Source organism: Flavicella sediminum, assembly GCF_006381105.1.
GTDB classification, from domain to species: Bacteria; Bacteroidota; Bacteroidia; order Flavobacteriales; family Flavobacteriaceae; genus Flavicella; species Flavicella sediminum.
The window spans coordinates 1,147,717-1,172,327 of the sequence record NZ_VDET01000002.1; the positions used below are offsets into that span (position 1 = coordinate 1,147,717).

Consider the following 24,611-nt stretch of genomic DNA (forward strand, 5'->3'; position numbering starts at 1 on the left):
AACTATACGCTTTCCTTTTAATTATGATTTAAAAATGAAGTTTACAGCGCTCTTTTTAATTGCATCCTTTTTCCAAATAAATGCCAATTCAACGTATACTGAAGACGTCAAAATTACGCTCAGTTTACAAAACGTAAGTTTAGAAAGGGTATTGAACAGAATCGAAACAATTACAGATTATAAATTCGTTTATAAAGACATCGATATTGAATACAAAAAACAAGTGAGTATAAAAGTCGATAAAAAATCATTAGACAAAGTACTCGATAAATTGTTTACAGGAACCCAAATTAACTATACGGTTTCCGATAAGCATATAATTTTAAAAGCTGAGAAAAAACACACCAAAACACAGCTTGCTACTCCAAGTACAGTAGCTCAAAAAAAGTTCTTAGTCAGCGGTTCTGTTACCGACTCAAACGGACTTCCATTGCCGGGCACTACCATTTTAGAGAAAGGAACATCAACTGGGGTTACCTCTGATTTTGATGGTTTTTTTTCCATCAATGTTTCAAGTGAAAAAGCAATTTTGGAAGCTTCCTATATTGGATTTTTAACACAAGACATACCTGTCAACGGGCAAGCTACGCTAAACATTAAAATGAAAGAAAACTTAGCGGAACTAGATGAAGTTATTGTTGTTGGTTATGGAATTCAAAAAAAGGAAACCGTTGTAGGATCTGTTACCCAAGCTAAAGGAGAAGAGCTTCTTCAAGCAGGTAGTGTTGCGACTGTTTCTGAAGCCCTTGCAGGAATTATGCCTGGTGTTTCTACCATGCAAGCTGCGGGTCAGCCTGGCTCTACGGCCTCCAATATCTTAATTCGAGGTCAGTCTACTTGGACAGATAACAATCCGCTTTTTTTAGTAGATGGTGTAGAACGTGATTTCAACGATTTAGATCCAAATGAAATTGCTTCTATTTCTGTTTTAAAAGATGCCTCCGCTACCGCCGTTTTTGGTGTAAAAGGAGCCAATGGTGTTATTTTGGTTACTACAAAAAGAGGAAAACCTGGAGATACAAAAGTACGGTTTACATCGAGTTGGGGTTTAAAAAAACCAACCATGAACACCGATTACTATATGGATTATGCCACTACACTTGAGCATTACAACATGGCTGCCATGAATGATAGAATGTATGGTAGCATTCATCCACAAAGTGAAATTGATGCCTGGAGAGACCCAAATCGCGACAAGCGTTTTTATTCTTATACCACTTGGATCAATGAATTGTTAACCACAGGAACCAGCTCACAATACAACGTAAATGTATCTGGTGGTAACGATTTTGTAAGCTATTTTGCTTCATTAGGATATCAATATGATGGGGATATATTCAATATTGAAAAACAAAAAGATTTCGATCCTAGAACCTATCAGAAAAAATACAATTGGCGTACGAATTTAGATTTCAATTTTAGCAAAACAACAAAATTTAAAGTCGGTTTGGCTGGTAATTTTAAAAATTGGAACGGGAATAGTATTACCAATGGAACCAACGGAGGTATTGCAACTGGTAATGGAGATGCTTTTACCAGAATTTGGCAAACGCCATTAATTGGAACAGCTCCTATTTTAGAAGGTGGTCTTTTAGGTACTGAAGCAGGTGCCACTGTAAATCCTAACTTTTACAGAATGGAAAAAGAAGGGCAATGGAAAAGAAGATCAAACACCATGTATACCGATTTTACGCTAACGCAAGACATTACAAAACATGTCAAAGCCGCTGCAAAACTTTCCTACAATTACAATCAATCTTATAACAGTAGTATCAGAAGAAGTTTACTTTACTACTATCCTAACCAAGATAAAACAGGTTTTATACAAGAAGGTAATCCGGATGCCATTCAAGAACCTTTAAGGGTAAATGGTGAATCAATTTCTGGTTCCGGAAGTAGTTTGTACTATGAATTTCGTTTAAACTACAATCAAACTTTTGGACATCATGATGTGGGTGCTATGGCACTTTTTAACAGAAGAAAAGCGCAAAATGGTGTTAACTTTCCACGTTTTGAAGAAAGCTGGGTAGGAAGAGCTACCTATGCTTACAAACAAAAATATTTAGCTGAATTTAATGGAGCCTATAATGGGAACGAAAACTGGGCGCCCGGTTTGCGTTTTGGATTTTTTCCTTCTATGGCTGCCGGTTGGGTTGTTTCAAGGGAAGAATTTATGAAGAAAAATTTAGACTTTGTAAGCTTCTTAAAATTGCGATATTCTTATGGAGAAATTGGGTCGGATAAGGGAATAGGAAACACACGTTTTCTTTACCAATCTACCTACGATAAAAATGGTTCTAATAATGCTTCTTTTTATTATGGAGATCCTGTACAAAATTATGGGCCTTTGTATATTGAAGGAAAACCCGCAACACCTGATAATACTTGGGAAAAAGCAATCAAGCAAGATTTGGCTGTAGAATTTGGATTCCTAAATAACAAACTTAAAGGAGCTATAGAATTCTTTGATGAAAAAAGGAATGACATTATTATGGAAAGAAGAACCGTTGCTCCATGGTACGGAAATACCGCGCCAAGAGCAAACATAGGAAGAACTAAAAATCATGGTATTGATGTAGAATTGAAATACAATTCTAGAATTGGTGAAGACATAAAATATTTTGTAAAAGCAAATATGTCTATTAGTGAAAGTAGGGTAATTGAAAGAGACGACCCAACTTCAACAGCACCTCAACAACGTTTAGCTGGAAAACCTATTGGTTGGGCAAGCGGACATCTTCATGATGGCTTATACCAATCTTGGGACGATGTGTACAACAGCACAATTTCTTCTTATTCAAGTGATTTGATTCCGGGGTCTTTAAATTTTATTGATTATAATGGAGATGGAATCATTGATCAATTTGACAAAGTTCCAATCAACGACCCTTCGTATGCGGCTAAATCGTATGCTTTCAGTTTAGGTTTTACTTATAAAAACTTTTCAGTACATGCTTTATTTAACGGAATGTTTGACATTTCTAAAAACCTTTCTAGTTTGTATTTGTTTGAATATTCTGCGGCTGCGACTTCTAGTTGGCAATTGCTAAATAATGAACAATTGAACGCGTGGTCTCCAACAAACCCGAATGGTACACATCCTGCTTTACATACCGTAAGCAACACTCACGATCAACAAGCAAGTACCTATACCAATAGATCTAGTACATTTTTAAGATTCAAAACTATGGAAATTAAATACAACTTAGATAAAAAATTATTGGACAAAATTGGTTTGTTCGATTCTTTTGAAATCTATGTGAATGGAAACAACTTGGCTACTTGGTCTGATTTGCCTGATGAATTTGACCCAGAACAGCGTCACTTAAATGTATATCCACTTACACAACGATTCAATTTAGGAGTGCGATTGTCCTTCTAAAATAAATACTATTCAAAAAAATTAAAATCTAATAAGATGAAAAAATACTATAAACTTCTTCTATTTGCATGGGGCGTTTCCATAACTGCCAGTTCATGTGAAGATTATTTAGATGTGAGTCCTGAGTTAGGAATTAGTAAAGAGCAAGTTTTTACCGACTATTATTCTACTCGTGGAACCTTAGACAGAGCAAATCGATTGATCCAAAATTATGTGTATTCTGATACCGACTGGGCAAGTGAATTGGGTGTTATGTCTGATGAATGTCAAGTATCACAAACCAAATTCCCTCCACATACCGTGTTTAATTCTGGGAATTGGATGAACTCTAGTTATAGAGAACTAGGCGGAATGCTGAACCGCAGTGGAGGGGCTGAATTTCATAACAACGACTTCCAAACAGAACCCGCTTCCAAAGCTTTTTTAGCTATTAGAACTGTAAATACGGTTTTAGAAAATATTGATCTTTTGACGGAGTATCCTACAGAAACAGGCTATACTCCTCAGCAATTGAAAGATCAATTGATAGGACAAAGCTATTTTTTAAGAGGATTTCATTATTTTCAAATCATACGACGTTATGGTGGTTTTCCTATTTTAAATAAAGCGTACGATACCAATAAAGATTTTGACGAAGTAAGACCTAGCTATTTGCAATCTACAGATTCTTTAGTAGCCGATTTGGACAAAGCAATTCAATACCTACCTGAAAAATGGAACGACCAAAACTTAGGAAGAGTTACAAAAACTTCTGCCAAAGGGTTAAAAGCAATGGCATTGTTATACGCTGCCAGTCCCTTAATGAATCCACAGTTAAATCCGTATGGTTCTAACACAAAAACCTACAACAATGAATATGCACAAAAAGCGGCTATAGCAGGAGCTCAAGCAATTAACGATTTTCCAAATGGAGGCTATTCTATGTACAGCATGGAGGAGTACAAAGAAAATTGGCATAGCAAAGCATCCGGTTTTCCTAAAGAAGCCCTGATACAAGCTCCTTTATCTAAAGATACAGATCCTAACGGAAGTGGTATTGTAGGAAGAGGATGGTTTTTACCTCAATTCAAAGGAGGATGGGCAATTGAAGGAAATCCTACACAAAATGCTGTTGATTGGTTTGAAACCAATGATGGCTATGATGTAAACGATCCGGAAGCAGCAACCCTAGGAAATTTTGATCCTGCAGACCCATACAGCAACCGTGATCCAAGATTAAAAGCTTTAATTTCTGTTCATGGTGAAGATATGTTTGAAGGCCTACCAAACCCTAAAGGAGCTGTTCGTACGCTTGATGCAAAACCAGGCGGATGGCACTATAAATTTGAAACCAGTAAAAATAAAATGTTTACCGGCTATTACCATAGTGGAAAGCACAGTTGGCCAGGGAATGATAAATGGAATAGATCTAGAGGATGGTACAGAGTTTTCCCTCATTTAAGAGTTGCTCAATTATACCTAGATTTTGCAGAAGCTGCCAATGAAGCTTATGGCCCCAATGGTGCGGTTCCTGGAACTGGATTAACTGCTGTACAAGCTATAAATGTGGTTCGAAACAGAGCAAACATGCCAAATGTTTTGGCCAAATATACTGTAGACAAAGACAGCTTCAGAAAAAGAATTTACAACGAAAGAGCCGTAGAACTTTACCATGAATTTCATAGATGGCATGACTTAAGAAGATGGAAGTTGGCCAAAGAAGTATTGGGTGAAGGAAATATTTATGGTGCTGATTTAAGAGAGGAAAACGGAAACTTGATTTTTGATAAAAAGATCATTCCAGGTGCGCAAAGAATATTTGAAGACCGCCATTACTGGTATCCTTTTCCTACAAATGTCATGAACATTATGTCCAAGTTTGAACAAAATCCTGGGTGGTAAATTAAAAATTTAGAAACATGAAATATTATATATTATTACTATTTACTGCCATAGTGAGTATTACATCTGCTCAAAAGGTAAGTGATACAATAAAAGACTCCAATAAAGTTATACTTCCTTTTGGCGAAGTAAGTAAAAACAAACATGTAGGTGCTGTAGATGTTATCAAAGGTGAAGATCTTTTGCATTCTTCGGACTATAACGTGGAATCCGTTTTAAACGGACTTGCTCCTGGACTAATTGTTTTTGAAGGCAATGGAGCTCCTGGTTTTGATACTACCTATCTGAAAATTAGAGGACAATCAAGAGGTGGAGCCTCTGACCACCCTTTAATTGTAATTGATGGTATTGCCAATAGATCGCTATCAAGTATTGCCTTAGACGAAATAGAAAGTATTCAAATTTTAAAAGATATAACCGCAAAAATGCTGTATGGCAGCAAAGCTGCAAATGGGGTTATTATGGTAAGCACCAAACGAGGATACGACGGCAAACACAAACTGACTTTTTTCCATGAATATGGAATCAAAACTGCTGCTAGCTTGCCTAGCTACGTAAATTCTGCTGATTATGCGAGTTTGTACAACCAAGCATTGATTAATGATGGTAAAGATCCTTTTTATTCTGATGAACAAATAAACAATTACAGAAACAACCCTTCTGTTTTAAATCCTGATGTTGATTTTTATGACGAATTCTTGAAAAAAAGTGCGTCATTTCAACGATTCAATGCACAATTAATTGGAGGTTCAGACAAAACTAAATTTTTCTTAAACTTAGGTTATGTAGGAGAAAACGGACTAGAAAACTTGGGTAAAAATCAAAAATTCAATCGACTGAATGTTCGTGGGAACTTAGATTTTAAAGTAAACGAGGTGACTTCTATGTTTTTAGATATTGCTGGAAGAATGGATATTTGGGACAGAGCAAATATTAGCAATGAGGACTTCTTTAAATCTTTATCAACACATCGTCCAAATGATTATCCTCTTTGGTTTGGAGAAGTAGGTGACACAGACAATTTAGGTTTCAGTCCAAGATTAGGGACCAACCTTGTTGGAGAATTAGCTAGATCTGGCTATGTAAATACTAAAAACTACTATGCGCAAACTAATATTGGATTCAATTTTGATCTTGATAAATATGCCAAAGGCTTAAAAGCAGGTGCCTACTTAACTTTTGATATGTACAATAACATCAATATTGGGAAAGCTTTGCAATACTCTAGAATACGAATTAACAATGGAGATATCAACGACACAACTAGAGAAGGTGTTGATCAGTTAGCCAGTCAAGAAGGAAGACGTGGTGATGATGTTTACCAAAATGTAGGATTGGTTGCAAATATCGATTATGAAAAATCTTGGGATGACAATGATTTACAAATCAATTTGGCCGCTATTCAGCAAACCTTAACAAGAAAATCAACATTAGCGGGTCCTACAACACAACAAGATGATAAAAACATGAACTTCGGACTGCGTGTAAATTATACTTTAAAAGACAAGTATACCTTTGAAGGAACTTCTTCTTATATGGGTTCTGATAAATTTACACCTGAAAACCGTTGGGGCTTATTTGGAGCTGGTGGTTTTGGATGGATTCTTTCCAAAGAAGACTTTTTAAAAGACAATAGCCATATAAATTACCTAAAACTAAAAGGATCTTTTGGTGTAATGGGCTATGATCGTTCTTTTGATTATTTACTATACAATGATTTTTATGTTGCCAATGGAAACTTTAGAACCGGACCAAAAAGTGCCAATATTGAATACGGATGGAGAGCGGGTCAAATAGGTAATAAAAACATCACCTTTGAAAAATCAAGAGAGTTAAATTTTGGTATAGAAGCTAGTTTGTTTAAAAATAAGCTAGACCTAGAAATCAATTATTTTAACGAATATAGATACGATATTCCTGTTGTTTTAAACAATGCTGTGCCTGACTTTACCGGACAATTAAAACCGATTGGAAACTTTAATGAAATTTCGAATAAGGGTATGGATTTATTTGTAAAATACCACGATAAAGTTGGTGATTTAAGTTATTCTGTAGGTGCTAATTTTATTTATTCAAAAGCAACAAATGAAGTGTTTGATGAAGTAAATGAATACGCACACACAAACAGAACAGGACAAGTAACGGATGCTATTTGGGGATGGGAAGCTGATGGTTTGTATGCCGACCAAACAGCTATTACAAATCATGGTGTCAGCTCTTCTTACGGAGATATAATTCCTGGAGATGTAAAACTGGTTAATTATATCAATGATAAAAACGACAATATCATCGATCAATTTGACCAAAAAGTAATTGGAAACAGCTTTCCTAGGATAAATTATTCTTTGAATATCAATCTTGAATACAAAGGTTTGGGCTTATTTGTACTTGGACAAGGAGTTGCTGGTTTAGACAAAATGCTGAATAATTCTTATTACTGGAATACAGGACAAAATAAATATTCTGTAAAAGCCGTTGGTTCTGCTGTTCCAGGAGCTGTTGCCGGAGCGACTTCTCCTCGATTAACCACTTTAAATCAATCGCATAGTTACAGAAATTCAAGCTACTGGATGACCAATGGTGCTTTCTTTAAACTAAGAACCGCCGAGTTAAGTTATACTTTTCCTGGTTATATAAGTAAAAACTTCGGTGCAGAGAATTTCAAATTATTTGTTCGAGGAAATGACTTGTTCACTATTTCTAAAATTAAAGACGCTGATCCGGAAAATTTAAACTCTGGAATAAGTACTTATCCAATGTATAAAACAGTTTCCTTAGGTTTAAAACTAACCTACTAAACATAAAAATACGATGATGCAAAAGCGATATAAAAATGAAAAATCAGGTCCTGAAACACTGACCGTTTTCAAAAAAAGATATACCATGAAAAATATTTTATTCACCTTAGGAATTTTGATTCTTTTTTCTTCTTGCGATGATTATTTTGAAACAAAATTGACGAATGAAAGAACCTCTGAACAATTGTTGGAAAACCCAAATTATGTTCGTGGTTTGTTAACCTATGCCTACCGTTCAATTCCAACTTCATACGACACTTTTGGTGCCGATTTTTTGGACAGTTCGACAGACAATGCCTTATCCAATAATTTGTCGGGTAGCATGAACAAAATGGTAGAAATTGAGGGCTACTGGACCGCCGTTTCTAATCCCATTAACTCTTGGCAATCTAGATACGATGATTTAAAACATGTAAACCTTTTTATTGAGCTTGGCCTTGATGAAAACATGCTTTATTTTAAATCTGATTTGGTTAGAAATGAAGCCTACCAAAATAGACTCAAAGGAGAGGCTTATTTTTTAAGAGCTTGGATTCATTTTGATCTTTTACGCAGGTATGGTGGTGTCGATTCAAATGGAGAACTCCTAGGAATTCCTCTAATTACCTCAGCACTTGATATAAATGTAGACGATTTAAACTTATCTAGAAATTCTTATGCCGACTGTGTTCAACAAATTATTGAGGATATTGATACTGCATTAGCTGCTGGCTTGTTAGATAAATACGAAGGAAATGGCGATGATTTTGGAATAAATAATCTGGGAAGACCGACAACTATTGCCTGCAAGGCTTTAAAATCTAGAGTTGTTTTGTATGCAGCTAGTCCGGCCTTTGCAACTGCTTCCTTTACTGAAGCGGCAGAAGCAGCTTATGAGGTAATCGAGATGATAGGTACCACGCTTCCTACTGATGTTTATGATGTGCAAAATATTTCAGCAAAATTTTATAACAATGATCAAAATGATGAATTGATTATGCGCAGAGGAAGCGGAAATCAAAATGGAAACAATGGATTAGAGCGCAATCATTTCCCTCCTGGTGATGGGCTTAAAGGAGCAGGTAGATGCAATCCATCGCAAAATTTAGTTGATGCTTTTCCAATGGCCAACGGATATCCTATTACAGATCCTGCCAGTGGTTATAATGAAAATGACATGTATGTAAATAGAGATCCTCGTTTCTACATGACTGTTATTCATAACAATCAATCGTTTAAAAACCAAACGGTAGAAACTTTTGAAGGCGGAAACAATATGCCAAGTGAAAGCAATAACGTAACCATTGAGCAAGCTACTAGAACGGGGTATTATTTACGTAAATGGATCAGCTCTAAATCAAATTTGGTAGTAGGAAATGTTGTGAATGACCAGCATTACCATGCTTTATTTAGAAAGGTTGAAGTCTTTTTAAATTTTGCAGAAGCTGCCAATGAAGCTTTCGGACCTGATGATGCTTCATTAGGTATGTCGGCAAGACAAGCCATAGCTGAAGTTAGAAAAAGAGCAGGAATTGATCCAGCTGATTTGTATTTGGCAACAATTAATTCTAAAGAAGCAATGAGAGCTTTGATAAAAAATGAACGTAGAATAGAATTGTGTTTTGAGGGACATCGCTTTTTTGACTTAAGAAGATGGGAAGATAATTTAAATACACCTATTGCAGGAGTTACGATTACCAAAAACAACGATGGCAGTTTTAATTATGAACGAAAAAATGTGGTAACACCGAGCTACAAAGCTTATATGAATTATGGGCCACTACCATTTAATGAATTATTAAAAACAGAGAATATTACTCAAAACCAAGGGTGGTAATAAGCGCAACTAAAATTTTAAGATTATGATAAAAAAAATAGCATTTGTATGTTTTATGGGAACCTTGCTTTTATTACAAGGCTGCTATGACGACTATAAAATAGATTACGAATATTCAACTACTTATTTTGCAAGACAATTTCCACTAAGAACTCTTGTAGATGAAGAAGGAAAAGATTTAAGTTTTGAAATTGGCGCTGTACTTGGTGGAAAATACAGCAATAAAACCAATGAAAAAGTTGAATTTATCATTCAGGATACCTTGCTAAATAGCTATCCTGAATTGACCCAATTACCTGAAGATTATTATACGCTTGCCAGTAAAAACATTACCATTCCAAGTGGAAAATTTAAGGGTAGTGTAAAGGTAACTTTGGATAAGGACAAGTTTTTAAACGATCCGTTAGCAGTGGGTAAAAATTATGCATTGCCCATTCAAATGGTAAACAGTACAACCGATTCTATTTTAGAAAACAAACATTTTTCTATTATCGTGCTTCGTTACTACAATAAGTACCATGGTTGGTATTACCTAAAGGGAGTCGATTCAAAAGTAGATGGTACAGGTACCGTTTTAGAAAGCATTTCTTATTCTGAAAAAGATTTGACAGAAAATCAAGATATGATGTTAGAAACTTTTGCAAAAGACAGCTTGCTGGTTCGTTATGATTGGGATCAAAGAATTTCAAAACCAAAGTATGACATGGTTCTTGGAGTTAATGGCTCAGCAGTCACCATTGAACAAAATGAAAAGACCACAGGTATTACAGAAAATAACGGAACGGGTAACTATGACCCAAATACAAGAAATTTTACCTTAGAATACAATTACAAAGACACAGCTGGTGATTTACACGCAGTAAAAGATACTTTGTATTATAGAAACACCGAATTGATCCTAGAGGATTGGAACTAAAATAAAAAACCGTCTTTTAAAAACATTAAAAGACGGTTATAGACTACATTGTATTTCTTCTATTTCGGGTAAAACACCGAATTTAGAAAAACCTTAGTTTTTAGTTAATATGTAGTGCTTAGAACCCTAAATTGGTCTTTAGGGTTCTTTTTTTTATCTGAAACATAGACCTTTATTTAAGGTGCTGGATTTGGTTGTAAACGATGTATTGCATCAATTTCTTCTAAAATTTCATTAGATAATTTTACATTTATTGTGGCTATATTTTCTTTTAATTGCTGCATAGTGGTAGCTCCTATAATTGAAGCCGTAACAAAGGGCTGACTTTCAATAAATGCCAAGGACAACTCAACTAAACTTACCCCATGCTTTTTTGCTAATTCAGCGTACTTCTCCGCTAAAAACAGCGCTTGTTCATTGCTATACCTATTGTAAGCAGGAAAAAGCTTTAAACGCGATTTTTCAGGTAATTTTCCATTGAAATATTTTCCAGACAATACGCCAAAACCTAAAGGAGAATAAGCCAAAAGTCCAATATTTTCTCTCATAGCTACCTCAGCATTTCCTATTTCAAAAGACCTATTTAACAAAGAGTACGGATTCTGAATGGTTTTTACCCTTGTTAAATTGTTTGTGGTACTTTCTTGTAAATGTCGCATGGTTCCCCAAGGAGTTTCATTAGAAATTCCATAATGTCTAATTTTTCCAGCTTTTACCAAAACATCCAAAGTTTCCACTACAGTTCCTATAGTATCTTGCCATTGCTCTTCGCTATTATGTTGGTAAGCCAATTTTCCAAAATAATTTGCATTTCTATCAGGCCAATGAATTTGATACAAATCTATATAATCTGTTTGCAAACGCTTTAAGTTATCTTCTACCGCATTCAGAATTAAATTTTTCGAAAAAGCTTGTGGCTTTCTTATATAGGACAAGCCAGGATTTGGTCCTGTTACTTTTGTAGCCACAACAAAATCAGCTCTTTTTTGATCTTTCAACCAAGTACCAATAAATCGTTCAGAATTACCCTGAGTTTCTTGTCTACCAGGTACACTATACATTTCTGCCGTGTCTATAAAATTAACTCCTTTTGAAGCTGCATAGTTTAATTGTTCATGGGCTTCAACTTCTGAATTTTGTTCACCAAAAGTCATGGTACCTAAACATATTTTACTAACTTTTATATCTGTATTTGGAATTTTCGTGTACTTCATGGAATGCAAAAAAAATTTGAAAATCAAAAATACAAAAAAGCATTTGAAACTCTTCAAATGCTTTTTTTATAATTTTTTCAATTTCTTGAACTGAGAAATTGTAACAACAAATCAGAATTATTTAAATTTTTTATCTTTCTTTTTTTTACCCTTTTTGTCTTTTTTCTTGTCGCTCTTAGCTTTACTTTCTTTTGAAGATCTTACAATACGCTCGCACTTATTAAAATCGTATTGCCCACTTGTTTTTATCAACCCATTGGCCGGAATGGAACTTGGAAAACCGAAAGCCTTTACATTCGTAATCTTAATTCCTGTTGTACTCCCATCTTTTATAGAATGCAAAGAAGGTCCTCTATAACTTTCAAAATCTAGTCCTATTTCTACGGCTAGTCCTTTATTCGGATCCGTAGCATCTGCTCCTTTATCTATTCTTAATTCACAAGGAATGTATTTAAAATTCTTAGCTTTTATTTGTGCATTCTGACCAAAAATTGCGGTTACATTCTCTACGGTAGATTCGCCCGAAAAAGAACCCGGTGTAATTCCGAAAGCGGCCACATCTAAACCAGCAGCTTCTTCTCTGCTAAAATTATTTATAAAACCATCTCCTACATAACCTGCATCCTGACAAGCTTCCACATGAATATTTTTGATAAAAACTCTTCCTTGGTGGATGGTATGTGGCGACATAGAAAAAGCGGAGTGGCCATCTTTACATGAAATATGATCTAAATACACCAAATCAATTTTTGGTTGTTTGTCAATTGTTAAAGGCAAACCAATACCTCCTACCGTATACACAGCCTTAGAACCAACAGGCCTGAACAATTGGTTGATATTTAATCCCGACTCTAAGCGAACAATAATACCACCTGTACCGCTTAAATTTCTATAAACAATATTATTTCCTGCCTGCATTTGCACCAAACCGTACCCAAAAGCACCATTTAAATTATCTATATTTTCAACAATTCCTTTGGAGGGTACACCGTACACTTTATTTATAAGATTTGACCTAGAAGAGGATTTCTTCTTGGCTTTTTTTGCCGCTTTTTTTCCATCTATATTTTCTTCTTTATCACTTGAAAACACATTTACTGTGGTGAATTCTGGAGATAAAGCAATAGATGATGGTTGCGTATATTGGTCTATAATTATAAAGTTTGCCAATTTAAAATTCGAGGCATTTCCAATTCTAATAACGGCACTTTTTTTGGTGTTTGAACTTTTATTTTCATATTTAAATTTGATAACAAAGCGATCATCGGAACCTCCTGATTTTCTATTGTCTGTTCCTAAACCTTGAAAACTAAAATTTGTTAAAGGTATTTCAGAACCACTTTGTGCTGAAAAGATAGTCCCCGTTCCATCCAATTCAAATACGGCTCCAGCAGCCACTTTTATATGCACATTACTTTTAAAAGAAAGTCCCCCGTTTATTTTATAGGTACCTGAATTGATCTTTATGACTCCACCCTTCTTCGTTAATTTATCGATACTCTTTTGAAGGGTATGATTAATCGCTTCTCCTTTTGAATAATTTACATCCGTGGCTTCTATTTCAACAAAACCAGAACCTTCATTCGGGTTGAAATAAAAGGAATCCTTTTGTTGTTTTTGACCAAAACAACTGATAGTTACTAACAGTAAGACAAATAATTTATTCATGGTTTGTAGGTGTTTTTATATAGTTGTAAAAATACATAGCCAACAGTTTCACCATGTAGTTCTATGTCAATTAGATGTGCATAAAAATTTATGAAACGAAGAAATTATGTCCATCAGAGTCTCGTACTTTTGTCTGTGTCCTATTTGAGCCAAATAGTTAAACGAAGAAAGACATTTGAAAATTTCAAATGTCTTTCTTTGTAAACGGACACTATAAGTAGGCTTATTAAGCTTTATTAAAGCGCTTATTTTTTTCAGCAGTATTTACTTAGGACTCATTTTCCGCTGAAGGCACAAAAAATGCCTTACTGAAAATCAGTAAAGCATTTAATAATATGTATCGTTGGATTATGCTCTTAAAGCAGCAATACCAGGTAATTCTTTACCTTCCATGTATTCTAACAATGCACCACCACCTGTAGACACGTAAGATACATCATCTCCAAAACCTAAATTATTAATGGCTGCAGCAGAATCACCACCTCCAATTAATGAGAAAGCTCCATTTGCTGTAGCATCTTTCACCGCTTTCGCAACTTCAATAGTTCCTGTAGCGTATAATGGAATTTCAGAAACTCCCATTGGTCCGTTCCAAATTACGGTTTTAGATTCTTTGATAATATTTGAGAATAATTCAATAGTTTGAGGTCCGATATCGAACCCTTCCCAACCATCAGGAATTTGTCCTCTTAACACAACTTGTGTATTTGCGTCATTAGAGAAAGCATCTCCTAAGAAATTATCAATAGGGAAAATTAATTTTACCCCTTTCGCTTTCGCTTTTTCTTCTAATTCTAAAACGTATTCTAACAAATCATTTTGACAAAGTGAATTTCCAATCTTTCCTCCTTCTGCTTTAGCAAAAGTATAAGACATTCCACCACCAATAATGATATTATCAGCAACGTCTAATAATTTTTCAATAATTAAAATTTTATCAGAAACCTTAGCACCACCCATAATAGCCGTTACTGGTTTGTCTCCACCTTTTAAAACTTTATCAGCATTTACCAATTCCGCTTCAATTACAAAACCTGCTAATTTATCTTGAAAATACTTTGCTACAATTGTTGTTGAAGCATGTGCTCTATGTGCTGTTCCAAAAGCATCATTTACATAAACATCGCCTAATTTAGACAATTGTTCAGAAAAGGCTTCGTCACCCGCTGTTTCTTCTTTAAAGAAACGTAAGTTTTCTAATAATAATACTTCTCCTGCTTTCAATTCAGCAACAGCAGCTTCCGCTTCAGCGCCAACAGTTGCCGCTACAAATTTCACTTCAATTCCTAAAACCTCCGTAGCTTTTGCGACAATATGTCTTAATGAAAATTTATCCTCTACTCCTTTTGGACGACCTAAATGCGACATCAATACTGCCGATCCACCATCTTCTAATATTTTAATGATTGTAGGCTTTGCTGCCTTTAATCTTGTAATATCAGTTACGTTAAAATCTGCATCTAATGGCACGTTAAAGTCAACTCTTACTAAGGCTTTTTTACCTTTAAAATTAAAATCTTTAATGGTTTTCATCTCTTGTTTTATTAAAATTTGTAAGCAAATATAGTCCAAATCATACAGACGATTATTCTTTTCGCTCAAAAGCTACTACAACGTTTTTGTAAAATAGCTGTTGCTGTTATTTAGCACCGTATTTAAGTGTAATTTCTACAGCACCATTTCCTCCTCTTACTCCCCAATGAGCGGCTTGATTTCCGACCAAAACTTTTACCGATTTTACTTGTAATGGCGAAACATTGGAAATATCGTTAACCACCACACCATCTACCACTAACAAAGCATGTATGTCGGCAAACAAAGAATTTTCTCCTCTAGCATTTAAAATAATTCGAATGGAGCCCGAATCATTATTTAATTTTGCACCCGGGTAAACAGTCTGAATAATTTGATAAATATCAGCAGCTTGATCAAAATTATTATTTTCTTCAATTAAATTTTCCAAACAATGATCGAGCACCTTTTTACTTAGATGATTCCCATTCAACACTTTGTTATATGCAAACTGTTTTCGCTTTACATCGTATACTAAATTTATTTCAACCGCTTCCTCTCCTTCAATTTCCATTTTTTCCATAAAAAAACCACCGGCCTTTGCTTTCAGTTTGTCTTTTGATTTGCATTGAATTTCAAATTTACCCTCTGCATCTGTATAAACTTTTTCTTTCGATCCTTTCGAAGTAATTTCCACACCTTTTACTGGATACTTTTTAAAGGCTACAACGGTTCCTTTTACAATTTTGATTTGTGAAAATAATTGGAACACTGTTAAAAAGAAGCTCAGCGCTAATAGTTTCGTTTTCATAGTTTTATTTTTTTTAAAGCTACAAAAGTTTTTTAAAATTTTATCCAAATAAAAATCACCGAATAAACTATACAGAATACGCTATATTTGCGCATGCTTTTTACAGATATTATAGGACAAACACATATCAAAAATCACCTGAAAACCTCAGCTGACAATGGTCGAATTCCGCATGCCCAATTGTTTATTGGTAAAGAAGGAAGTGGAACCTTGGCTACGGCTATTGCCTATGCCCAATATGTTTTATGCAGCAATAATTCAGATCCTGAATCTTGTGCTTTAAAATGCGAAAAACTAGCCCATCCCGATTTGCATTTTGCATTTCCTGTGGCTACAAATGACAAAGTAAAAAAGCATCCGGTAAGTAATTTGTTCTTAGAAGACTGGAGAAATTTTGTCAAAGAACAACCTTATGGTAATTTGTTCAATTGGTTTCAACAGATCAATGTAGAAAACAAACAAGGTCAAATTGGTGTTGATGAGGCCGAACAAATTGTAAAATCCTTACAACTAAAATCCTATGAAGGCGGCTACAAAATAATGATTATTTGGCATGCTGAAAAAATGCATACCTCCGCTGCCAACAAGCTTTTAAAATTAATAGAAGAACCTCCTGCAAAAACTATTTTTATCCTTATTGCCGAAGATCAAGAGCAAATAATCAATACCATTTTATCTCGCTGTCAAGTATTGCATTTTCCTGTTTTAAGTGAAAGTGATATTGCAGATACTTTGGTGGAAAGAGAAAATTCTTTTCATGCTGAAGCTTCAAAAATTGCACATCAAGCGGAAGGGAATTACAACAAAGCTTTGCATCTTTTAAAACATGATTCTAACGATTTAGTGTTTGAAAATTGGTTTATTCTTTGGGTAAGAACCGCATTTAAAGCGAAAGGAAATGCTGCCGTTGTACAAAATTTAATTGAGTGGAGTGATACCATTGCCAAATCAGGTAGAGAAACGCAAAAACGTTTTTTACAGTATTGTTTACAGTTTTTTAGACAAGCATTATTGGCCAATTATAGTGCTAGTAGTTTGGTGTTTTTAGAAACTCAAGACCCTGGATTTAAAATGGAAAAATTTGCACCATTTATTCATAGCAGTAATATTTTAGAAATAGAAAAAGAGCTAGGTGATGCACTTTATCATATTGAAAGAAATGGAAATGCTAAAATTATTCTACTTGACTTATCCATAAAGTTGACTAAATTGTTGCATCTAAAAGAAGCTTAAATTCATTCTCTAAAAAATTTAGCTTCTAAAACTCAAAGCCAAATTTTGATGGAGAAAACAAACAACAAACCCGCACACATTCCCTATATTTCTAAAGAAATTTCTGAAGAAACCCTTGTAGAAAAAACGGCCTCTTTTTACAATTTTAGCAATACAAGACGCTCTATACGCGAATTTTCTACAACACCCATTGCGAAAGAAGTAATTGAAAACCTTATAAAAACGGCTTCAACAGCACCTTCTGGTGCGCATAAGCAACCATGGATTTTCTGTGCCATTTCTAACAAAGCCTTAAAAAGTAAAATTAGAATTGCTGCTGAAAAAGAAGAAAAAGAAAATTACGATTCTAGAATGAGTGAGCGTTGGAAAAAAGATTTAGAACCCTTAGCTACCAATCATGAAAAATCTTTCCTTGAAGAGGCTCCTTGGCTCATTGTTGTTTTTAAAAAAACCTACGAATTGCATGCCAACGGAGAAAAAAGTAACAATTACTATGTAAATGAATCGGTAGGTATTGCTTGTGGAACTTTGCTTGCGGCAATTCATGCGGCCGGACTCGTTTCTTTAACCCATACACCAAGTCCTATGAATTTTTTATCAAAGCTTTTAAAAAGACCAGCAAACGAAAAACCATTTTTACTAATTCCCATAGGTTTTGCCAAGCAACCCACACAAATTCCGAACTTAACTAGAAAACCTTTAGCAGAAGTTTCGGTATTTTATGAAGCCTAATTTTTAAAAATTGACTCTAAAAACCACGTTGGGTGTAAAACCAATAGAAAGCCTGTCCACCGCCACCAAATTTTCCTTTTCTTCTGGCCTAGCTCCTTGAGTTCCTGGTGTAACTCTCGTAATTTTTATCTCGTAAGCACGATCTAAAATATTTTTAGTATTTAGAATATTTAAAAGCGACAAGCCTATTTTACCTTCCGTTTTTCCATCTTTAGAAAATTTAAATTTATAGGTGGTAGAAAAATCGAATTTTTGAAAAGTAGGCAATCTTTTTGCGTTGATATCTCCAAATAAAATGGCTTTTTTATCCGGGTTATTTTGGTTATTTACTAATTTTATTCCTTGTGTATAAACACTCCCTGAACGGACTTTCCACCCCAAAGAAAACTGAAATTTATTATGTGAATAGGTATGTGACCAAACCAAAGAATGTGGAATGTCATAAGTACCCGTAAAGCTGTTTCCGCTATTTAATTTAGCATAGGTAAAATCGGAAGAAGAAAGCGTATAGCTAATCCAAGAACGGTAATTTCCAAAGCGTTTTTTTAATAGGAAATCCATACCCAATATTTTATTGGTTCCTCCTAAATAACTTGGTGCTACGGTAATTAAATCTTCCGTTAGGAGCGTCAGCCCAGAAATGTTTTTTTGGTAAAAATCCACATCTAAATTCCAACCCTTCTTTTGATACAGCAACCCTACAGAAATTTGTTTGCTATTTAATACAGGAATCTCGTCATTGTCCGACAACACCCAAATATCATTTTCAAAGCCCAAACCAATATTTCTAAATTCTATTAATTGACTTACCACTTGGTTTTTTATTTCTCCGGAGGCTTTTAACTGAAAATTCGTTGTTAATTGATTGGACACAAAAACTCGTGGTTCCAAATAAAACCGACCAACTTTAGAAAAATAATTCGATCGAAGCCCTGTACTAACAAACCATTTGTTCTTTTTGTAGACATGCTCAGCATAAAAAGCATGTGTTTTATTTTGCAAAGGATCTTCTACAAAAACTACGTTATTTGGCTCCTGCAAAGAATTATCATATACATACTGCACTTTGTTTTTTGTAAACTGATACCCTCCAGAAATTGTTGAATATTCGTTTACTTTAAAATCTAAATTGTAATGTATGCCAAAATCCTCAACCGTATTGTATTTCCCAAAATCTTCATTTGTCGATTCACTTTCATTTTGCCTGTTGATAATTCTATTTCCTGTATAATCTAGTGTATACGAAGAGTTAGAAATATCCAATTCTTGTGTCAAGCGTTTGGACCAATTTTTGGTCCATTTTAAATCAAAACCTCTATTTTTAATACCAATATTATCGCTAACTTCTTCATGAAATTTTTCGTTTTCAGCCGCATAAGTCAGTTGATTGTTGTTGTACAAATTGCTAAACACCAATTTGTCATTTTTAGAAATTTTGGCAATTAACTTTAAATTGTAATCGTTAAAATAAAAGGTATTATTTGTTTCTGTTAGATTGACATCTTCTTCCCCCTCTAAAATTCTTGTATTTTGAAAAACACTCTCAGAAAATTTTTGGTAGGTAATAGAATTCCACACATCTGTTAAAGACCTTCTTGCGGAAAAAACCAATCCTATTTTATTATGAAACAAGGGTGTTTTTACAAAAGCATCGGCATGGGTCATATTGACACCAAAACCCACTTTAGATTTGGAAATTTCTTCACCAGAACTAATATCCAAAACCCCACCTATCCGATCGCCATATTTGGCTTTGGTACCACTTCTGTACAAGGCAATTTTTTGGGTAACATAAGGGTTAAAAGAAGAGATCAATCCGAAAAAATGACCCGTTTGATACATTTTTATTCCATCAAATAAAATCAAATTCTGATCGGGAGTTGAGCCTCTTACATGAATTCCTGTAGCCGTACCATTTGGACTTTGAATACCTGGTAATAATTGCAAACTTTGCAATACATCTGGCTCAATTAAACCTGGTAGAATAGCCAATTTTCTAGGCGATACCTGTATGGCTCCATCATTTTTTTTCACCATTCCTTGGGTTAAATAATCACTAATCAACACCTCATCTAACTCTTCGTTTGCTTCTTTTAAAGAAATAAACGAACAGCTAGTATTTTGTAATTTAAATACAGGGGCTTTTTGACTTTGATAACCTAAATAATCAATTTGTGCAATCCAGTCGGAATGCAATTCTTTTAACTCAAAAAAACCTTTGTCGTCTGTGGAAGTCCCAATAGATTTTCCTAGGATCCAAACCGTGGCTTGCTGAATGGGTTCTCGGGTAAGTTCATCAACAAGAAAACCACAAATAGTAATATCTGTGGCTGGTTCTTGTTCTTTAATAACAATGTATCGTTGATTTATTTTTTCGAAAAGTAATTGAGTTTCCTTTTTTAGAAAGGCCAGTTTCTCCTCCAAATTTGTTTCTTCAAGAAACGGCAAACACTGCAAAGCAGCAATTAAATTGGGATCAAATGAAAAGCGAACCTCGTACTCTTTTTCTAATTGTTTTAAAATTTTTGACAGTGCAATTTTCTCTACATCGCCTGTTTGGTTGGGCTTTTGAGCATAAACTAGAGAAACACTAAATAAAAGAAAAAAGCAGTACTTTTTAAACATTATTTTTTGCTCAGCAAAATAGTGTTTTTTTCTGTTACCTCAAACTTAAAGCCTAAAGGAGCGCATACTGTTTGCAAGGCCAATTCTTTATTTTTATTAGAAAAACTTCCAGTAAAAACTCTATCGGTATTTATTAAATCTACTTCAAATTGAATTTGAAACTGCTTTTCTAATTCTTCCAAAACAATAACAAGTGGCGCGTTTGTAAAAGTAGATTCTCCGGCAATCCAAGTCGGTGCTGTTGTTTCAAAAATTAATTTTTCTGAAGCCTTGTCTGCAACTTTTCTATAGCCTTTTCCTGGAGTTAAAATTTCAGAATCTGTTGTGTTTACCACACTTACTTTTCCTTCAAAACATTTTACTTCAAAATAGGCTTTTGCTTCTTTTACATTAAATTGAGTTCCTAAAACGCTCACATCTCCAGACCCTGTGTTTACGGTAAATTTTGATCCTTTTTTTACTTTAAAATAGGCTTCTCCTTCTAAAAATAAATTTCTTTTTCCTGCTTTCCATTCATCCTTATCGAAGCTCAATATCGATTTTGCATTTAATTCTACTTTTGATCCATCAGGTAAAACAACGGCTAGTTGCTCTCCAAATCCGGTTGTATATTCTGTATCTGAATTCATAAAAAAGAAAAGTCCAAAAAGAATGGCAACAGAAGCTGCAACAGCTGAAACCCAATTCGGAATCAAGCTTTTTACTTTGGCTTTTGGTTTTGCCTGTGTTTTTTCTAGAATGTTTTTATAAACTCTTTCTTGTTGAAAAGAAGGAGCTTCAAACAAGTCCATTTTTTTTATAATTTTTTGATATTCTTTAAAAGCAGGTGTTTTTTCAAAAGCCAGACGATCTTCTTCTGTCAACTCTTTAGATAACCATTTGGCTAAGAAAGTATCTTCTGTGTATTTTTGCTCCATAATTATACTGTTTAACTATATAACAGGTATTTATATAAAAACCCTACCTACTTTGATATTTATTTTTTTAATGTAGAAGCATACCTTTATTTTTTCTTTAAAACCCACTCTATTCTAAAATAAAGAAAGCTTTTAAACAAAAAAAGTAATTGCTTACAATTGTAAATTCTTAAAATTTAGTTCCTATTTTTTCTCTCATTTTTACCAAAGCACCATGCATTCTTTTTTCCACCGCTTTGACAGAAATATTTAACATTTCGGAAATTTCTTTGTAGGTTTTTTTATCAATTCTATTCAAAAGAAATACTTCTCGTTGTCCTTCTGTTAAATTTGAAATGGCATTTTGAAGCTTGTCCATAAATTCTTTTTCTTCCATTAAAAAATCTGGACTTTCATTTGTGGCATCATTTACGGGGATTTGATTGTATTTCAAAACCACTTTTTTATGCGCTACTTCGTTTAAAAACAAATTATTAGTAACCGTGTACAAAAAGGATTTTGCTTTTTCAAAAATCACTTTTGCACAATTGTTCCACATTTTAATAAAGGCTTCCTGTACTAAATCTTCTGCCTGAGCTTGATTTCCACATTTGTAATAAATAAAATTATACAAGGATTTTGAATGATTGGTATAAATACTTTCAAAAACTTGGGCTTCACAAACGGATTTATTTTCTGACATAAAAAGGCACGAATTTAACTTCTTCAAAAATAAGAGAAAAATATGGATCTCTCCTTCTAAGAATTCAACATCAATTGTAACTATTTGTTAATAGTCTTTATCTTCTGGATATTTTGCCATAAAACTTTCTGCTTTGGCAACCATTTTTGTACTTCCACAAAAAATTGGCACACGTTGGTGCAATTCTGTTGGGTCAATATCCATTATTCTTTTGTAGCCATCGGTTGCTTTTCCTTTGGCCTGTTCTGCCAAAAATGCAATTGGATTACACTCATACAACAATCTTAATTTTCCTTTCGGTGCCTTTGCACTGGTAGGGTACATATATATACCTCCTTTGATCATATTTCTATGAAAATCGGAAACTAAGGAACCAATATATCTTGAGGTATACGGTCTGTTTTCCGATTCTTCCTGACAATATTTAATATAATCTTTTACACCTTGTGGAAAGTGTACATAATTTCCTTCATTGATAGAATAAATAGCTCCATCTTCAGGGAATTCCATATTTGGATGCGATAAATAAAATACACCCAAAGCAGGGTTTAATGTAAATCCGTTTACCCCATGCCCTGTGGTATACACCAACATGGTTGATGTTCCATAAATAATATAACCTGCAGCTACTTGTTCATTTCCTTTTTGTAAAAAATCTTCTGATTGTACTGGTGTACCTGACGGCGTAACTCTTCTATAAATAGAAAAAATAGTTCCCACAGAAACATTGACATCAATATTTGAAGAACCATCTAAAGGATCAATTAATAAGACATATTTATTGGTATGTGAATTTTCTTTCCCTTCAATGGTTACAAAATCATCTTCCTCTTCGCTGGCAATACCACAAACAATTTCTCTATTTATCAGTGCCGATTTAAACACATCATTTGCATATACGTCTAATTTTTGTTGGTCTTCACCTTGAATATTGGTGTCGCCCGCTTCTCCTAAAATATCTACTAGCCCCGCTTTATTTACATCATGATTGACAATTTTGGCTGCCAAGCGAATGGAGTTTAATAATCTGGATAGCTCTCCAGAAGAATATTTAAAGTGTTTTTGATTGTCGATAATGAACTCTCCGAGAGTCATGTGTGTTTTTTGCATAGTCAAATTATTTAATTCGCTAAATTTAAATCTTTTCAATGAAATAAAGGCAGAAACAGGAGTTCTTATCGTTTTAATAACCTTTATTTTTTCATTTTCTAAAAGAAAATTAAAATTTTTGGTAGGGTAAATTGTCTCTTTACCTGTTTCATTAATAGAAACCAAAGATTATTAACTTCTAAATAAAAACAATTATGAAACGATTTACAAACACAGTAGCCATTTTAGCAGTAGCCATGACAGTATTTACTTCTTGTCAAGAAAACGCAAGCGAAGATCTTGTAGGAACAGCATTAGCAACAACTCAAGATTTAACTTCTGACGAAATTTCTTCAGCCATAGAAACAATGGCAATTAATTATTCAATAACGGTTATTGGAGAAGATGATGGAACCTTAGAAATTTCAAACGATGATGAATTGGCTGAATATGGTAAAAAACATGCCAAACCAAGAATAGAATTTCCTATTGAAATTACAGTAGATGGAGAAGTAATTACGGTAAATTCTAAAGAAGAATTAAAAGCACTTATTGGAAACAAGAAAAAAAATCATAGAACACCTCCTTTTGAATTGGTATTTCCAGTAAGCGTAACGACTGAGGACGGTACCCAAGAAATTGCCGACAAAGAGGCTTTTAAAGCTTATAGAGAAAGTTTAGAAAAAGGAACACATCCTGCTTTTGTTTTCCCTATTTCAGTAATCATTGATGAAGAAACAATTGTGGTAAACAGCGAAGAAGAATTAAAAGAATTGATGCCTGCAAACGACAGACCTGCTAGACCAGAATTTGTATTTCCAGTTTCCGTAACTACAGAAACTGGTACAGAAGAAATTGCAGATCAAGAAGCTTTTAAAACCTATGTGCAATCTTTAGAAGAAGGAACGCATCCTGCTTTTGTTTTCCCTATTTCAGTAGTTATTGACGAAGAAACAATTGCGGTAAACAGCGAAGAAGAATTGAAAACATTGATGCCAAAAAAAGGCGATAAAGGTGGTCGTGAAGGCGGACAAAAACCAGGACAAGGTGGAGAAGGACAAGCCGGTGCTAGACCCGAATTTGTATTTCCACTTTCTGTAACTACAGAAGCCGGTACAGAAGAAATTGCCGATCAAGAAGCTTTTAAAACCTATGTGCAATCTTTAGAAGAAGGAACGCATCCAACTTTTGTTTTCCCTATTTCAGTAGTCATTGACGAAGAAACAACGGTTGTTAATAGCGAAGAAGAATTAAAAGCATTGATGCCAAAAAAAGGCGGTAAAGGCGACAAAGGTGGTCGTAGATAATACGGACTAATTTTAAAATTCCCCATTG

16 protein-coding genes are annotated in these 24,611 nt (G+C 34.3%); 8 read left to right on the forward strand and 8 right to left on the reverse strand.

What is annotated here, in order from left to right; genetic code table 11:
• Window positions 1-34 precede the first annotated feature (34 nt).
• From FGM02_RS05065 to FGM02_RS05085, 5 genes are read left to right on the forward strand one after another with little or no spacing between them, the layout of a single operon-like run.
• Complete coding sequence (locus tag FGM02_RS05065; RefSeq protein ID WP_166461135.1) at window positions 35-3,382, forward strand: TonB-dependent receptor; 3,348 nt, start codon at window positions 35-37, stop codon at window positions 3,380-3,382.
• 36 nt (window positions 3,383-3,418) lie between these two features.
• On the forward strand, window positions 3,419-5,263 hold the full coding sequence (locus FGM02_RS05070; protein ID WP_139957227.1) for a RagB/SusD family nutrient uptake outer membrane protein: 1,845 nt from the start codon (window positions 3,419-3,421) through the stop codon (window positions 5,261-5,263).
• Between the two features lie 17 nt (window positions 5,264-5,280).
• Entirely contained in the window at window positions 5,281-8,061 is a 2,781-nt protein-coding gene (locus FGM02_RS05075) for a SusC/RagA family TonB-linked outer membrane protein (protein ID WP_139957228.1), read from the forward strand.
• Window positions 8,062-8,074: 13 nt separating this feature from the next.
• Window positions 8,075-9,877 (forward strand): RagB/SusD family nutrient uptake outer membrane protein, encoded by a 1,803-nt coding sequence (locus FGM02_RS05080; protein WP_139957229.1) that lies wholly within the window; start codon window positions 8,075-8,077, stop codon window positions 9,875-9,877.
• Between the two features lie 25 nt (window positions 9,878-9,902).
• Entirely contained in the window at window positions 9,903-10,793 is an 891-nt protein-coding gene (locus tag FGM02_RS05085; protein WP_139957230.1) for a DUF1735 domain-containing protein, read from the forward strand.
• A gap of 176 nt (window positions 10,794-10,969) precedes the next feature.
• On the opposite strand, the gene FGM02_RS05090 is transcribed toward FGM02_RS05085, so the two are convergent.
• The 4 genes from FGM02_RS05090 to FGM02_RS05105 all read right to left on the reverse strand — a co-directional run bounded on the left by FGM02_RS05090 (window position 10,970) and on the right by FGM02_RS05105 (window position 15,998).
• The gene (locus FGM02_RS05090) at window positions 10,970-12,007 is read right to left on the reverse strand and encodes an NADP(H)-dependent aldo-keto reductase (RefSeq protein WP_139957231.1); all 1,038 of its coding nucleotides are present in this window, start codon (window positions 12,005-12,007) and stop codon (window positions 10,970-10,972) included.
• Window positions 12,008-12,124: 117 nt separating this feature from the next.
• Window positions 12,125-13,675, reverse strand: coding sequence for a hypothetical protein (locus tag FGM02_RS05095; RefSeq protein WP_139957232.1), 1,551 nt, complete (start codon window positions 13,673-13,675; stop codon window positions 12,125-12,127).
• Window positions 13,676-14,023: 348 nt separating this feature from the next.
• Window positions 14,024-15,208 carry a phosphoglycerate kinase gene (locus FGM02_RS05100; RefSeq protein ID WP_139957233.1) on the reverse strand — a complete coding sequence of 395 codons (1,185 nt, stop codon included), beginning with the start codon at window positions 15,206-15,208 and terminating at the stop codon, window positions 14,024-14,026.
• Window positions 15,209-15,314: 106 nt separating this feature from the next.
• Window positions 15,315-15,998 (reverse strand): TonB-dependent receptor, encoded by a 684-nt coding sequence (locus FGM02_RS05105; protein WP_139957234.1) that lies wholly within the window; start codon window positions 15,996-15,998, stop codon window positions 15,315-15,317.
• Window positions 15,999-16,091: 93 nt separating this feature from the next.
• Here FGM02_RS05105 and FGM02_RS05110 point away from each other — a divergent pair, with 93 nt between their 5' ends.
• Both FGM02_RS05110 and FGM02_RS05115 read left to right on the forward strand, forming a co-directional pair.
• Entirely contained in the window at window positions 16,092-17,231 is a 1,140-nt protein-coding gene (locus FGM02_RS05110; RefSeq protein ID WP_139957235.1) for a DNA polymerase III subunit, read from the forward strand.
• Window positions 17,232-17,279: 48 nt separating this feature from the next.
• Complete coding sequence (locus FGM02_RS05115) at window positions 17,280-17,963, forward strand: nitroreductase family protein (protein ID WP_139957236.1); 684 nt, start codon at window positions 17,280-17,282, stop codon at window positions 17,961-17,963.
• 3 nt (window positions 17,964-17,966) lie between these two features.
• On the opposite strand, the gene FGM02_RS05120 is transcribed toward FGM02_RS05115, so the two are convergent.
• From FGM02_RS05120 to fbp, 4 genes are all read right to left on the reverse strand, one after another.
• Window positions 17,967-20,588, reverse strand: coding sequence for a TonB-dependent receptor (locus FGM02_RS05120; protein ID WP_139957237.1), 2,622 nt, complete (start codon window positions 20,586-20,588; stop codon window positions 17,967-17,969).
• Entirely contained in the window at window positions 20,588-21,505 is a 918-nt protein-coding gene (locus tag FGM02_RS05125; protein ID WP_139957238.1) for a FecR family protein, read from the reverse strand. Before FGM02_RS05125 ends, FGM02_RS05120 begins: the two co-directional genes overlap by 1 nt.
• A 169-nt stretch (window positions 21,506-21,674) precedes the next feature.
• Entirely contained in the window at window positions 21,675-22,187 is a 513-nt protein-coding gene (locus tag FGM02_RS05130; RefSeq protein ID WP_139957239.1) for an RNA polymerase sigma factor, read from the reverse strand.
• A gap of 87 nt (window positions 22,188-22,274) precedes the next feature.
• Entirely contained in the window at window positions 22,275-23,297 is a 1,023-nt protein-coding gene (gene fbp / locus FGM02_RS05135) for a class 1 fructose-bisphosphatase (RefSeq protein ID WP_139957240.1), read from the reverse strand.
• Window positions 23,298-23,491: 194 nt separating this feature from the next.
• On the opposite strand from fbp, the gene FGM02_RS05140 reads away from it, so the two are divergent.
• Window positions 23,492-24,583: a hypothetical protein gene (locus FGM02_RS05140; protein WP_139957241.1), complete on the forward strand. Its 1,092-nt coding sequence runs from the start codon at window positions 23,492-23,494 to the stop codon at window positions 24,581-24,583.
• Window positions 24,584-24,611 lie beyond the last annotated feature (28 nt).

Coding starts and splice junctions, on each gene's coding strand:
- FGM02_RS05110 (WP_139957235.1), top strand. CDS start 16,092: ATGCTTTTTACAGATATTATAGGACAAACACATATCAAAAATCACCTG.
- FGM02_RS05070 (WP_139957227.1), top strand. CDS start 3,419: ATGAAAAAATACTATAAACTTCTTCTATTTGCATGGGGCGTTTCCATA.
- FGM02_RS05105 (WP_139957234.1), bottom strand. CDS start 15,998: ATGAAAACGAAACTATTAGCGCTGAGCTTCTTTTTAACAGTGTTCCAA.
- FGM02_RS05125 (WP_139957238.1), bottom strand. CDS start 21,505: ATGGAGCAAAAATACACAGAAGATACTTTCTTAGCCAAATGGTTATCT.
- FGM02_RS05120 (WP_139957237.1), bottom strand. CDS start 20,588: ATGTTTAAAAAGTACTGCTTTTTTCTTTTATTTAGTGTTTCTCTAGTT.
- FGM02_RS05085 (WP_139957230.1), top strand. CDS start 9,903: ATGATAAAAAAAATAGCATTTGTATGTTTTATGGGAACCTTGCTTTTA.
- FGM02_RS05095 (WP_139957232.1), bottom strand. CDS start 13,675: ATGAATAAATTATTTGTCTTACTGTTAGTAACTATCAGTTGTTTTGGT.
- FGM02_RS05140 (WP_139957241.1), top strand. CDS start 23,492: ATGAAACGATTTACAAACACAGTAGCCATTTTAGCAGTAGCCATGACA.
- FGM02_RS05075 (WP_139957228.1), top strand. CDS start 5,281: ATGAAATATTATATATTATTACTATTTACTGCCATAGTGAGTATTACA.
- FGM02_RS05100 (WP_139957233.1), bottom strand. CDS start 15,208: ATGAAAACCATTAAAGATTTTAATTTTAAAGGTAAAAAAGCCTTAGTA.
- FGM02_RS05115 (WP_139957236.1), top strand. CDS start 17,280: ATGGAGAAAACAAACAACAAACCCGCACACATTCCCTATATTTCTAAA.
- FGM02_RS05130 (WP_139957239.1), bottom strand. CDS start 22,187: ATGTCAGAAAATAAATCCGTTTGTGAAGCCCAAGTTTTTGAAAGTATT.
- FGM02_RS05065 (WP_166461135.1), top strand. CDS start 35: ATGAAGTTTACAGCGCTCTTTTTAATTGCATCCTTTTTCCAAATAAAT.
- FGM02_RS05090 (WP_139957231.1), bottom strand. CDS start 12,007: ATGAAGTACACGAAAATTCCAAATACAGATATAAAAGTTAGTAAAATA.
- FGM02_RS05080 (WP_139957229.1), top strand. CDS start 8,075: ATGATGCAAAAGCGATATAAAAATGAAAAATCAGGTCCTGAAACACTG.
- fbp (WP_139957240.1), bottom strand. CDS start 23,297: ATGCAAAAAACACACATGACTCTCGGAGAGTTCATTATCGACAATCAA.